Annotated in this window: 9 protein-coding genes and 1 pseudogene; 6 read left to right on the forward strand and 4 right to left on the reverse strand. The window is 67.8% G+C overall.

The features are described from left to right. A pseudogene (locus AB3X98_RS05785) lies at window positions 1–317 on the reverse strand (hopanoid biosynthesis associated radical SAM protein HpnJ); the annotation flags it as partial. Window positions 318–411: 94 nt separating this feature from the next. Then, window positions 412–1,701: a bacteriohopanetetrol glucosamine biosynthesis glycosyltransferase HpnI gene (hpnI, locus tag AB3X98_RS05790; RefSeq protein WP_069269339.1), complete on the reverse strand. Its 1,290-nt coding sequence runs from the start codon at window positions 1,699–1,701 to the stop codon at window positions 412–414. Window positions 1,702–2,403: 702 nt separating this feature from the next. Between hpnI and AB3X98_RS05795 the strand changes: the two genes are divergently transcribed. Then, window positions 2,404–3,408 (forward strand): LLM class flavin-dependent oxidoreductase, encoded by a 1,005-nt coding sequence (locus AB3X98_RS05795; protein WP_368607111.1) that lies wholly within the window; start codon window positions 2,404–2,406, stop codon window positions 3,406–3,408. A 24-nt stretch (window positions 3,409–3,432) separates the two neighbouring features. On the opposite strand, the gene AB3X98_RS05800 is transcribed toward AB3X98_RS05795, so the two are convergent. Then, window positions 3,433–4,551: an alpha/beta fold hydrolase gene (locus tag AB3X98_RS05800; RefSeq protein WP_368607112.1), complete on the reverse strand. Its 1,119-nt coding sequence runs from the start codon at window positions 4,549–4,551 to the stop codon at window positions 3,433–3,435. A 395-nt stretch (window positions 4,552–4,946) separates the two neighbouring features. Between AB3X98_RS05800 and glgC the strand changes: the two genes are divergently transcribed. The 5 genes from glgC (at window position 4,947) to AB3X98_RS05825 (ending at window position 10,924) form a co-directional block, all read left to right on the forward strand. Beyond that, window positions 4,947–6,212 carry a glucose-1-phosphate adenylyltransferase gene (gene glgC / locus AB3X98_RS05805; protein WP_069269342.1) on the forward strand — a complete coding sequence of 422 codons (1,266 nt, stop codon included), beginning with the start codon at window positions 4,947–4,949 and terminating at the stop codon, window positions 6,210–6,212. A 105-nt stretch (window positions 6,213–6,317) separates the two neighbouring features. Continuing rightward, window positions 6,318–7,808 (forward strand): glycogen synthase GlgA, encoded by a 1,491-nt coding sequence (gene glgA / locus AB3X98_RS05810; RefSeq protein ID WP_368607113.1) that lies wholly within the window; start codon window positions 6,318–6,320, stop codon window positions 7,806–7,808. 161 nt (window positions 7,809–7,969) lie between these two features. Beyond that, a complete protein-coding gene (pdxY, locus tag AB3X98_RS05815) occupies window positions 7,970–8,842 on the forward strand; it encodes a pyridoxal kinase PdxY (protein WP_069269349.1) in 873 nt (290 codons plus the stop codon). A 101-nt stretch (window positions 8,843–8,943) separates the two neighbouring features. Beyond that, window positions 8,944–9,405 carry a hypothetical protein gene (locus AB3X98_RS05820; protein ID WP_069269344.1) on the forward strand — a complete coding sequence of 154 codons (462 nt, stop codon included), beginning with the start codon at window positions 8,944–8,946 and terminating at the stop codon, window positions 9,403–9,405. A 304-nt stretch (window positions 9,406–9,709) separates the two neighbouring features. Next, entirely contained in the window at window positions 9,710–10,924 is a 1,215-nt protein-coding gene (locus tag AB3X98_RS05825; RefSeq protein ID WP_368607115.1) for a branched-chain amino acid ABC transporter substrate-binding protein, read from the forward strand. Window positions 10,925–10,931: 7 nt separating this feature from the next. Here the strand turns inward: AB3X98_RS05825 and AB3X98_RS05830 are convergent, their stop codons facing one another. Continuing rightward, entirely contained in the window at window positions 10,932–12,839 is a 1,908-nt protein-coding gene (locus tag AB3X98_RS05830) for a DUF3857 domain-containing transglutaminase family protein (RefSeq protein WP_368607116.1), read from the reverse strand. Window positions 12,840–12,860 lie beyond the last annotated feature (21 nt).

Consider the following 12,860-nt stretch of genomic DNA (forward strand, 5'->3'; position numbering starts at 1 on the left):
TTCGCGCCCACCAGACCGATGACGATCGACGGCTTGCGCTTCTTGAGGTCTTCGCAGAAGAGCGCGTCGGTCGGGAACGACGGCGTGCTCGTGTGGATGATGACGAGGTCGTATGCGGCTGCAATCTCCAGCGTTTCTTCCACGCCCAGACCGTCGGCCGGCGCGTCGAGCACGCGGCTGTCCGGCACGAGGGCCGCGGGCTGCGCGAGCCAGGTGGGATACCAGAACGAGCGGATCTCGCGCTTTGCCTGGTAGCGCGAGCCCGCGCCACCGTCGAAGCCGTCATACGACGGGGCCTGCAGAAACAGCGTTTTCATGCGATGAGTGCTCCGGGTACCCGTACTGTGCCGGGTGATGATTGAGGTGACAATTCGGTAAAAAAGCGCGCTAGCGCGGTATCAAAGCGACGCCTCAGCGAGCGTCCGATCCCTCGACGGCAGGCCGCCGCGTGCTCGCGGGCCTGGCCATGGCGGAAGGCGCTGCGGCCTCGGGATTGGCGACGCTCACGCGCACGCCGCGCCAGATCACATGCGAGCCGAAGGCGGCGGAAAGCCACTGCAGCGCCAGCAGCACGTCGCGCAGCGGCACGAGCGGCAAATCGCGCCAGAACCCTCGCCAGCTTCCGCTCGCTCGCGCGTGCAGTATCAAACGCGCAATGATACCCGCCATCGTGGCCGTGGCGAGTCCGGCCAGCGCCGCGCGCGTCGTCGCGCACGCGCCGATGCCCGCGCCGGCCGCGAGCAGGCCGTAGAACAGCGCGCCCAGCACGAGCCACGGCGTGGGAAACGTGATGAACAGCGAAGCGAAGCCCGCCGGATTCACCGAGCGGATGGTGCGCAGCCACCGCGTCTCGCGCAGCCAGAGCGAGCCGAAGGTCGGCTCGATCACGTCGGTGGCGACCACGACGGGCGCCAGCACCGTGGCGAGGCCGTGATCGCGCGCATAGCGGGCGAGCAGGTAGTCGTCGGCGAGGCAGTCCTTGAGCGCGGCGAAACCGCCGATGCGCTCGAGCGTCGTACGGGAAAGCGCGAGCGTCGCGCCAAAACCGAACGCGCGCGAGCCCGTGGAATGCGCCACGCGCACCGAAGGCGCGAACCACTCGTTGATGAAGAGCGCACCCACGCGGGGCCAGAAACCGCCGATGCTGCGGGCGCTGTAGAGACAGGTCACGACGCCCACGTCCGGGTCGGCGAGCGGCGCGGTGACGATCTCCAGATAGTCGGGCTCGACGGCGATATCGCTGTCGGCCACGACGATCGCGTCGTAGCGCGCGCGCGCCGCCAGATTGATGAGGTTGCTCACCTTGAGATTGCTGCCGTGCACACGCGGGTCGATCACGAGTTCGATGTCGTGGCCGGGATACGCCGCCTGCAACCGGCGCACCACGGCAATGGCCGGGTCCGCCGGCGACGACACGCCGAACAGCAACTGAAAACGCGGATGCCGCTGCTCGCAGAAGGTCGCGAGATTCTCGTAGAGGCGCGGTTCGGCGCCGCACAAGGGCTTGAGCACGCTCACAGGCTGCGGTTGCGCCCGGCGCGCACGACGCGCGGCTTCGCGCACGAGCGCGGCCGAACCGAGGCGCGGCATCGTCAGCGCGGCAACGAGGCCGTAGAAAGCGGCCACGCCGCACAGCACGACCACGACCCAGACGAGCACGGGCCAGGCCGCCGGGATGGCGAAAACCTGCGCCACCGTCATGACGCGCCGCCTTGCCGGGTCACGTGGGCCAAGCCGCGCTCGCCGCGGGCTGCGCGCAAGGGGAGAAGCTCCTGCGGTGCCCCGACCGGAATTCGCGTTTCACCACGTACCATTTCCCTGCCCTGAAAATCCAGAAATAAGCCGCGCATCTTAGCCGCATTACGTATTTGAAGCGGGAAACCAGACAATGGATGCCGGTTTGCAGGATGCGAGGCAATTGAACAAACAACGAAGGGGAGATAAACCATCGTATGAAACATTGGACATGGTCGATCCCCGATTCGACGCCGAAAATTGTATCAGCAAGCTCCGTCAGTTGCTTCCGACGGACGCGGGAAAATGCGTTGCCAAAGTTGTAAAAGCGTAACTGTTTCAGCGATTAAACAGCCGCCTTCCAGCGCTTTTCCGACCCGAAAAAATTCGGTAAGCATCTAGAAATGGTTCTTTAATAATTCTGAATTGAAAGCGCGGCTTTTGCATTGAAACAGGAGTAGTTCTCGTTAATATTCAAATTGACTGGGCGAAAAGGCAATCAGCCATTTCTGAACCCACGCCGCCTGCATGGGTTCCCGAAGGCCGCCAGCACGAACGAAAGTGGTTTGGCACAATGGCCGCACCTTGCGACTGCCTTGCGGCCTCGCGTCGGGCACCCGGCGCACGGCACACGCGTCGCGCCCCTCATACCAGGCCCCACGCTAGCCCATGACCCTCTTCTCCGTACTCGACCTCTCGCCCATCCCCGCAGGCTCCCATGCCGGCGCCGCGCTGCACAACACGCTCGATCTCGCCCGGCACGCCGAGCGCCTCGGCTATCACCGCTTCTGGCTGGCCGAACATCACAACATGACGGGCATCGCCAGCGCGGCGACTTCGGTGGTGATCGGCTTCGTGGCGGGCGGCACGCAGACCATCCGCGTGGGCTCGGGCGGGATCATGCTGCCGAACCACGCGCCGCTCGTGATTGCCGAGCAGTTCGGCACGCTCGAAGCGCTCTACCCCGGCCGCATCGACCTCGGCCTCGGGCGCGCGCCCGGCACCGACCAGACCACGGCGCGCGCGCTGCGCCGCGACCTGCAGGGCAGCGCCGACAGCTTCCCCGACGACGTGGCCGAACTGCAGCGCTATTTCGCGGCGCCCGTCGAAGGCCAGCGCGTGCGCGCAGTGCCCGGCGCTGGGTTGAACGTGCCGCTCTATATCCTCGGCTCGAGCCTCTATGGCGCCCAGCTCGCGGCGGCAATGGGTCTGCCGTTCGCGTTCGCCTCGCACTTCGCGCCCGACCATCTGCTCACGGCACTGCGTCTGTACCGCTCGCAGTTCCGTCCGTCGGCGGTGCTCGCGAGGCCCCATGCGATGGTCGGCGTGAACGTGTTCGGCGCGCCCACCAACGAAGAAGCGCGCTTTCTCTTCACCTCGCTGCAGCAGCAGTTCGTGAATCTGCGGCGCGGTACGCCGGGGCAGTTGCCGCCGCCGGTCGAGCAGATCGCGGCAAACGAGTTCGAACTCGCCGGCGTGTCGCACTCGCTCGCCTGCTCCGTGGTGGGTGACCAGGAAACCGTGCGCGCGGGCCTCGCCTCGGTGATCGAGCAGACCGGCGCGGACGAGCTCATCGTCACCGCGCAGATCTACGACCACGCGGCGCGTCTGCGTTCGTTCGAGATGGCGGCGCAGGCGCGCGATGAATTGAAGGAAGCCGCCGCGGGACGGTAACCGCGCCCGCGTGCGAACGCCCCCTTAGTGCGAGGCGTTCAACGCGTCGAGGCCTTTGAGCAGCGCGGCATGAAACGCCCGCGGATCCTGCATCTGCGGCGCGTGCCCGAGATCGGCGAATTCCACCAGCGTCGCGTGGGGAATGGCGCGCTGCGCGGCCTTGGCCAGCACCGGATAGTGCCCGAGCTGCGCGCGCACCTCGGGCGGCGCGAGATCCTTGCCGATGGCGGTCGTGTCCTTGTCGCCGATGAGCAGGAGCGTCGGCATCTGCAACTGCCCGAACTCATAGATCACCGGCTGCGTGTAGATCATGTCGTAGAGCAGCGCGGAGTCCCACGCCACCTGCGTCTTGCCCGGCCCGCGATACATGCCCGCCAGCATCTGCACCCACGGCTCGTAGGCCGGCCGCCACTGGCCCGCGTAATAGGTGGCCTGCTCGTAGCGGCGAATACCGTCAGCGCTCGTCTTGAGCTCGCGCGCGTACCAGTCGTCGACCGAAATCGACGGCACGCCCTTGGCCTTCCAGTCTTCCAGCCCGATCGGGTTCACGAGCACGAGCTGCTCCGTTTCGCCCGGATACATGAGCGCGTAGCGCACCGCCAGCATGCCGCCCGTCGAATGGCCGACGATCGTCGCATCGTGCACGCCGAGCGCCGCGAGCAGCGCATGCGTGTTGCGCGCGAGCTGCTGAAAGCTGAACTGATACGAGGCGGGCTTGCTCGATTTGCAAAAGCCGATCTGGTCCGGCGCGATCACGCGGTAGCCCGTGGCGTGCAACTCGCGGATGGTGGCGTCCCACGTCGCCGAGCAAAAGTTCTTGCCGTGCAGCAGGACCACGGTGCGTCCGTTCGGTTTCGCGGGCTGCACGTCCATGTACGCCATGTGCAGCGTCTGCCCCTGCGAAACGAACGCAAAGTCATGCACGGGATGGGGATACTCGAAGCCCTGCAGTTCGGCACCATACGCGGGGCCGTCGGGCGTCTCGATCGCGGCTTGCGGTGACGACGCCGACGACGGCGCGGCATCGCTCGCCCCAGGGTCGGCAGCGAGGGCGACGTGACAGAGCGCGGCCGCACTCAGCGCGGCAACGAAGGGAGCGAAGGCAGCAAAGCGGGCAAGCGTGTGGTTCAGGATGGCTCTCATCGACGGGAGATCGGGCGAAAGGTCGGACAGAAGAACAGGACGGCGAGATGGCGCCGGTACAGCCAGCGATTCTAGCGGCCCCGCCCCGCTCATGCCGGCTTTCTCGTCCAGCGCGTCTGTAGGGCATGCGGTTTGCTGCTCATCAGCGCCTCGCACGATTGCGGCGCGCATCTCCGGCACCGGGCACCGGCAATTCGCGCTACGCTGCATTCGGTGCTAGAACAGTCAATACAGGACGCACGAGACGTCCGCGACGCGAGAGACGCACGCGTGTTGCACCGCGAAACGCGCCGCATCAGGGACGCGACAAGCACGCGAAAGAAGGACCGCACCGGCCCGGGCACGACGAGGCGGGCCGCGGCGGCCGTACCGGGGGGCACAACAAGGAGACGACCATGGAAACCCCGGCAAGCCTCAACGATCTGCAACGCACCACCCTCGCCATCGTGCTCGCTGGCGGCCGCGGCACGCGCCTCGGGCCGCTCACCAACAAGCGCGTGAAGCCGGCCGTGTACTTCGGCGGCAAGTACCGCATCATCGATTTCGCCCTCTCGAACTGCCTGAATTCGGGCATCCGCCGCATTGCGGTCGTCACGCAGTACAAGGCGCACTCGCTCCTGCGCCATCTGCAACGCGGCTGGGGCTTCCTGCGCGGCGAATTCAACGAGTTCCTCGACCTGTGGCCCGCGCAGCAGCGTGTGGAAGGCGCGCACTGGTATCGGGGCACCGCCGACGCCGTCTACCAGAACATCGACATCATCCGCTCGATCAGACCGAAATACGTGGTGGTGCTGGCCGGCGACCACATCTACAAGATGGACTACACGCGCATGATCGCCGACCATGCCGCAAGCGGCGCCGACTGCACGGTGGGCTGCATCGAAGTGCCGCGCATGGAAGCGCGCGCGTTCGGCGTGATGGCCGTGGATGAGTCGCGCCGCGTGACCGGCTTCGTCGAAAAGCCCGAGGATCCGCCCGCCATGCCAGGCCGCCCCGACATCGCGCTCGCGAGCATGGGCATCTATGTGTTCGACACGAACTATCTCGTCAAACTGCTCGAAGAGAACATCGCGCGCTCGGCCACCGACCACGACTTCGGCAAGGACATCATTCCGCGCGTGGTGAGCGACGGCCATGCGATCGCGCATCCGTTCAGCATGTCCTGCGTGTCGTCGGACCCGGCCGCCGAACCCTACTGGCGCGACGTGGGCACGGTCGACGCCTACTGGTCCGCCAACCTCGACCTCGCCTCGACCATCCCCGCGCTCGATCTCTACGACCGCAACTGGCCGATCTGGACCTACCAGGAACAGTTGCCGCCCGCCAAGTTCGTGCGCGACCTCAACGGCCTGCAGGGCTCGGGCACCAACCTGATCGTGTGTGGCGGCAGTGTGATCTCGGGTTCGCAGATCTCGCGCTCGGTGCTCTCGTCGAATGTCGTCGTGCAGTCGTTCTGCAACATTGCCGAGGCAGTCTTGTTGCCACAGGTGACGGTCGGCACGAGTTGCCGGCTGCGCAAGGTCGTCGTGGACCGCGGCTGCACGGTTCCCAACGGCACCGTGATCGGCGAAGACGCTGCGAGCGATGCCGAGCGGTTTTATCGCACCGAGAGCGGCGTCGTGCTGGTCACGAGCGAGGCGCTGGCGAAACTGCCTGGCTAGTCCATGCGCCCCGCGAAGCCGATCCGCGAGACCGGCTTCGCTTACGGGCGCGCCAATCCGCAAACAACCCGCAAGCAACCCGAGCACCGAGAGGACTGACTCCCGATGACCATTCGCGTCCTGCACGTAGCCAGCGAGCTGTATCCGCTCCTGAAGACCGGCGGCCTCGCCGACGTTACCGCCGCCCTGCCCGCCGCGCTGATCGAACAAGGCGCCGACGCCCGCCTGCTTCTGCCGGGCTTCGCGCCCGTGGCGGCGGGCCTCGAGGACCTGCGCCCCGTCGCGCGCCTTACGCGCACGTTCGGCGCGCCCGAGGCGACGCTCGAACTCGGGCGTCTGCCCGGCAGCGAGCTGGCCGTCTACATGATCCGCGCCGATGCGTTCTACGCGCGCCCCGGCAACCCCTACCTCGACGCCGAGCACGTGCCCTACGGCGACAACGCGCAACGTTTCGCGCTGCTCGGCTGGACCGCCGCGCAACTCGCGCTGCACCTCGATGCCGACTGGGCGCCCGCGATCGTGCAGGCGCACGACTGGCATGCGGGACTCGCGCCGGCCTACCTGCGCGCGGCGGCGCGCGAGCGCGGCGCGAGCTTGGCGCCCGGCGGCGCGCGCTCGATCTTCACGATCCACAATCTCGCGTATCAGGGCATCTTCCCCGCCCAGCAGTTCGACACGCTCGGCCTGCCGCGCGACTTCTTCGACATGCATGGCGTGGAGTTCTACGGCCAGCTTTCATTTCTGAAAGCCGGCCTCTATTTCGCCGACAAGATCACGACCGTGAGCCCGACCTACGCACGCGAGATTCAGACGGTCGCCCAGGGCGGCGGTCTCGAGGCGCTGCTGCGCGGACGCACGCACGACCTTGTCGGCATTCTCAATGGCGTGGACTACGCCGTCTGGAATCCGTCGAGCGACGCGGCCATCGCCACGCGCTATTCGGCCACACGCCAGAGCGGCAAGATGCGCTGCAAGGCGGCGCTGCAGACGCGCATGAAGCTCGCGCAGAAGCACGACGCCCCGGTGTTCGGCGTGGTGAGCCGGCTCACCGAGCAAAAGGGCCTCGACCTGCTGCTCGCGGCGCTGCCCGAGATCGTCGCGCGCGGCGGGCAGCTCGTCGTGCTCGGCACCGGCGACCCTAGCCTCGAACAGGGCTATACGCGCGCCGCGCACCAGCATCCCGAATCGGTGGCCGTGGAGCTGGGCTTCGACGAGACGCTCGCGCACGAGATCGTCGCGGGCGCCGACGTGATGATGGTCCCCTCGCGCTTCGAGCCGTGCGGGCTCACGCAGCTCTATGCGCTCGCTTATGGCGCGCTGCCGCTCGTGCACCGTGTGGGCGGACTCGCCGATACGGTGGTCGACGCCTCGCTGGAGAATCTCGCCGATGGTCTCGCCACCGGCTTCGTGTTCGAGCGCTTCGAGCCCGACGCGCTCACGGCCGCGATCCGCCGCGCCTTCGCGCTCTATGGGCGCAGCCGCGACTGGCGCGAGACGCGCTCGCGTGCAATGCAGCAGGACTTCGGCTGGGCCGCGTCGGCGCAACGCTACATGGCGCTCTATCGCGAGCTGGCCGGTCAACACGTCGTGGCCTAGCGCCCGCCCAGACGCATTGCAGCCGCTGGCAGCGAGCGAGCGCGCAACACCGCGCCCACGCATCCATCGACTGGGCGCAGCGAATTCGGTTATCGTTGCTGCACCTGCGCAAAGGCGCGCTGCTCGAAGCGCCGCAAGCGATAACGAAATCTGGACCGGCCATGAAAAACGTTTTGAGCATCCAGTCGCACGTCGTGTTCGGTCACGCGGGCAACAGCGCCGCGGTGTTTCCCATGCGCCGCCTGGGCGTCAATGTCTGGCCGCTCAACACGGTGCAGTTCTCGAATCACACGCAATACGGCCACTGGACCGGCGCCGCCATCGGCTCGGACGAGGTCGTGGATCTCGTCGAAGGCATCGGCGCGATCGGCGTGCTGCCGCGCTGCGATGCGGTGCTCTCGGGCTACCTCGGCGCCCCCGAGCAGGCCCAGGCCGTGATCGACGTGGTGCGCGCCGTCAAGGCCGCCAACCCGCAGGCGCGCTACTTTTGCGACCCGGTGATGGGCACGCTCAACGCCGAGAACGGCTGCCGCGTCGAGCCCGGCATTCAGGAGTTCCTCGTGCGCAACATGCCCGAGGTCGCCGACGCGATGATCCCCAATCACATCGAGCTGCAACGACTCGTGGGCCGCGAGATCGAGACCGCGGAAGAAGGTGTGCTCGCGTGCCGCGAATTGCTGCGCCGCGGCCCGAAGCTGGTCCTCGTGAAGCATCTGCTCGACCGCAACAGCCCTGCCGACCGCTTCAACATGCTCGTCGTGACCGAGCATGAAGCATGGCTCGGCCAGCGCCCGCTCTACCCGTTCGCGCGCCAGCCGGTGGGCGTGGGCGACGTGACGAGCGCGGTGTTCGTCGCGCGCCTGATGCTCGGCGACTCGCTGCGCCGCGCGTTCGAACACACGCTCGCGGCCGTGAACGCCGTAGTGAAGGCGACTTACGACGCAGGCCGTTACGAGCTGGAGATCGTCGCGGCGCAAGACCAGATCGCACGCCCGCGCGAATGGTTCGACGCCTGGGCGGTGGAAGCCGCCTAAACTGAAGCGGTGCGCGCGCGGCCTATAATGCCGTCCGCATGACTCGCGGCGGCCAGACACAGTGCACGGCCGCGGCGCCCACCGTCTTTAGAGAATGACCGATGTCCGATTCAATCCGTAGCGAGCAGGAAGAGTATTTCGAGCAGCTTTGCCTTGCCGTCGACGCCGGCGAGACCCACGAGCAGGAAGCCATCGAATACTTCGAGGAACACAGCCACGAAAGCGGTTTCGACGCCGCCGTGTGGCTCGACATCGCGCTTTACCATGCACCCGACGTCGCGCGCGGCATCATCGACTTCGTCGACGAGAGCGAGCGCGAACGCAGCGACATCGCCCAGACCATTGCCGACACGCTCGACATCTCGTACGGCGACGACGAATGCGCACGCTTCGAAGCGACGATTCGCTTCGCGCTCGCCAATGGCATTCCCGTCGATCTCGACGTGGTGCTCGACGGCTGCAACCGCGCGCTCGACGACCTCGAAGCATGGGCGAGCGCCGACACCATGGCGCCGCTCGTGCGCCTGCGCGACGCGCTCTTCGAACTGCAAAGGGGCGAGTAGCCCGAGCGCGCGGCACGGCGTGAGCGGCTGACCTGGCAGCCTGATATATTGCTCGCCATCCGCCGCCTCGCGAAGGCGCGCGCCCAGCCGGCGCACATGGGGAGCTGGCTGAGACCCCCACGAGACACCCCACCCACGCGCGCAGCCGTCGCACAGCCCGTTCCGGCAAGCCGCAGTCGCAAACAGCAAGACGCAAGGCCCGAAGACGAGACGCCCCGTCTACGCGCCACGCCGACGCGCGGCGCGGCGTACCCGGACAAAACGCACACAAGAACACCGCGCCGCTGTCGCGCAAGGAGTCACCATGAGTCTCGCTGCCGCGCCTGCAACCGCTGGCGTCTGCGCATTCGCCACGCCGTACCGGGCGTGCCGCAGGCTTGCGGCTGGGCTCCTGATCGGCGCGCTGGCCACCATCGGCACGCTCGGCGCGAGCCGCAGCGCTCTGGCCGCCGGCCCGCTCGACGTGCGCATCGGCTTCGTCTCGCCGCTCTCGGGCGACTCCGCCGACTACGGCCGCGATCTGCAAAACGGCGTGCAGCTCGCCCTCGACGAGGCGAACGCGCAAAACCTCAAGATCGGCGAGCAGGCGGCGCACTTCGAACTCGTGCCCATCGACGATCGCAGCGACCCACGCCTCGGCGTGCAGGCCGCCGCGACGCTGGCGAATCAGGGAGTGAACGCCGTGGTCGGCCACTTCAACTCGGGCTCGGCCATTCCGGCCTCGCGCATCTACGAGAGCGCGGGCATCCCGATGATCAGCCCCGCGGCCACCAATCCCGTCATCACGTCGCAAGGCTTCGCGAACACCTTCATGGTGATTGCAAACGACGCGCAGAACGCCGGCATCGCAGGCGCCTGGGCCGTGGACGTGATGAAGGCCAAACGCGTGGCCATCATCGACGATCGCACCGCCTTCGGTCAGGGCGAAGCCGACATGTTCGAGCGCGCGGTGCGCGAGCATGGCGGCAACGTGGTCGCGCGCGAGTTCGCGCAAAGCATCGCGAGCGACTTCGGCCCGCAGCTCGCGAAAATCAAGGCCGCCGATGCCGACCTGCTCTACTTCGGCGGCCTCGCGCACCAGGGCGCGGCGCTCGCGAAGCAGATGAAGGCGCGCAGCATGAACGCGCAGTTCGTGGGCGGCGGCGGCGTGGCGAACGCCGACTTCACCCAGGCCGCGGGCGCAGCAGCCGAAGGCGCGATGGCCTGGGAGTACGGCCGCCCGCTCGCGCAACTGCCGGAGGGCCCGCGTTTCGAGCAAGCCTATAAAGCCCGCTTCGGCGCTAACGTGCTCGCCTACGCGCCGTTCGGCTACGACGCGGCGTGGGCCGCGATCCACGCGATGGTCAACGCGAAATCGGCGCAACCCGAGGTCTACCGCAGCGCGCTCAAGACGCTCGCCTTCGACGGCGTGACGGGCCGCATTGCCTTCGAGCCAGACGGCTCGCTCAAGAACGGCGCCTCCACGCTCTGGCAGGTGAAGAAAGGCGTGTGGGTGCCCGTGACGACGCGCGGCGGCTGAGCGCCGCTCACGGTTGCTGCGGCGCGCTCGCCGCCCGCACGACGATCTGCGCGTGCGTGTCGCGCTCGATGCGCAAGAGCGCGTCGCGCATCTGCGCGAATTCGTCGGCCGTGCACATCTGGTGACCAAAACGCGCCGCTAGCCGCCGCTCGATCTGCAGCGTGCGCGAGCGCGCGTCGAACACGTAATGCGACGTGTAGTCGAGCAACGCGTCGCTCGCTTGCGTGTCTTGCGGCACGTCGGTCACGCTCGCGAACGCGGGCAGCACGATCTGCGCGCTCTCCGTGAATTCTCCGCCGATGCACGCCCAGGGCTGCGTGCGGCGCGGCTGCGCGAGCCAGCTGTCGATCTGCGTGGCAATGCCACCCGTGAAGCTGCTCGTGGTGGGGATTGCCGTCGTGCCGTCGCGCCAGACCACATGATCGAGAGTGCCTTCCATCGTCACCGAAAACGGTCCGTCGGTTGCCTCGGTCTGGGCCGTGCTGACGTGCGCGGTGCCGGCGAGTCCGGTGAGCCGCAGGCGCTGTGCCGCGAGTTGCTGCGCCTGCGCGTGCGTGGCGCGGCGAAACGCGTTGCGCTCGGGCTCCGCGCCCGCGCCTTCGTCTTCCACGTAGTAGCTGTAGGTGGCGTCGCCGGTCGCCCCCACCTCGAGCGACAGGCGCGCCGTGCGCTCGCGCCGCCCGGTCGCGGGCGTACGCGAAAGCACGCCGTCGTCGACGAGCAGCACGGGCCGGTCCATCACGCCCGGCGGCAAATAACCGAACGCGTAGCCGCCCGAAGAGGTGTCCGCATACACGCCGAGGTCGGGCAGCCACGCAATCGCATGGTTGATCGCGTGCGCGCCGTAGCCCGGCACGTCGGGCAGCGTATAGACGGGGCCGAGATCGAGCAGCACGGGCTCGGCGCGTATGCCCACCGCCGCGAGCAGCGCGCTGAAGAGCGCCACGTGGTCCTTGCAGTCGCCGTAGCGGTTGTGCAGGATGTCGGTCGCGCGATGCGGCACGGCCGCGGTCTCGCCAAGAAAGAGCGCGACATAGCGGATATTGAAGCGCATCCAGTCGTAAATGCGGCGCGCCTTCTCGCGCGGGTCGCTCACGCCCGCCGTGAGCGCCTGCGCAAGCGACGCGATGGCCGGATCGGTCCCGGTGGGATCGGCGGCGGCTTCGCGATAACGCGCGGCGAACGCGGCGAAGTCGGGCATTGTCGAGACCATCAGCCGGTCGCCCCAGTTCACGTAGGCGACCGCCCCAGCTTCGAGCGGCGGATAGGGGCCGTGCCGGTAGTCGAACGCGTAGCGGGTGCGGCCGTTCGCCGTCTCGGGGGCGAGCGCCGCGTAGCCGCGCGCGTCGGCGTGGAGCGGCACGCTGGCGGGCAAATCGAAGATGAGGCGCTGAAACTCGACCGGTTCGCCCGTCGGCTCGACGAAGTACGAGAACGAGCCCGCGTCGAGCGCCTTCGCGCGGCGTTTGGCGAAATGCAGATGCACGCGCGACCCGACCTGGACGCCCGGAAAGATCACCGTGCGCAGCACGCCGTCCTCGAACGTGGGCGCGCCCGCCGAGCGCGGCTCCTGCACGTCGCGAATGCCGCTTGCGCCGACCGCGTGCGCGGTGCCGTCCGGATCGACGGTTTCGGCCGACAGCTGGGTAATCGTTTCGATATCCTTATTGAACCAGACGTAGCGCTGGGCGATCTCGTCCACGCCGGCGGTGGTGTTGGCGCGCAGCACGGTGTCGTCGTCCTCGACGACCGAGCCGTCCTGCTGCACGACGAACAGATGCACGTCGCGCTCGAGCGTGTATGGCGGCACGTCGGTTTGCGCGGCGCGATCGGCGGTCTCGACGCGTGCCGTGCTGTCGGGGCTGCGGTCGCTCGCCTGGGCGCGGGCATGGCCGCTCACAACTGCCAACGTCAACGCTAGACACGACGCAACGCA

The organism is Paraburkholderia sp. BR14312, from assembly GCF_040948675.1.
Taxonomy (GTDB): Bacteria; Pseudomonadota; Gammaproteobacteria; order Burkholderiales; family Burkholderiaceae; genus Paraburkholderia; species Paraburkholderia nodosa_A.

Bases quoted from the DNA above. Each gene is read 5' to 3' on its own strand.
- AB3X98_RS05800 (WP_368607112.1), bottom strand. From the start codon at position 4,551: ATGAGAGCCATCCTGAACCACACGCTTGCCCGCTTTGCTGCCTTCGCT.
- hpnI (WP_069269339.1), bottom strand. From the start codon at position 1,701: ATGACGGTGGCGCAGGTTTTCGCCATCCCGGCGGCCTGGCCCGTGCTC.
- glgC (WP_069269342.1), top strand. From the start codon at position 4,947: ATGGAAACCCCGGCAAGCCTCAACGATCTGCAACGCACCACCCTCGCC.
- pdxY (WP_069269349.1), top strand. From the start codon at position 7,970: ATGAAAAACGTTTTGAGCATCCAGTCGCACGTCGTGTTCGGTCACGCG.
- AB3X98_RS05820 (WP_069269344.1), top strand. From the start codon at position 8,944: ATGTCCGATTCAATCCGTAGCGAGCAGGAAGAGTATTTCGAGCAGCTT.
- AB3X98_RS05795 (WP_368607111.1), top strand. From the start codon at position 2,404: ATGACCCTCTTCTCCGTACTCGACCTCTCGCCCATCCCCGCAGGCTCC.
- glgA (WP_368607113.1), top strand. From the start codon at position 6,318: ATGACCATTCGCGTCCTGCACGTAGCCAGCGAGCTGTATCCGCTCCTG.
- AB3X98_RS05825 (WP_368607115.1), top strand. From the start codon at position 9,710: ATGAGTCTCGCTGCCGCGCCTGCAACCGCTGGCGTCTGCGCATTCGCC.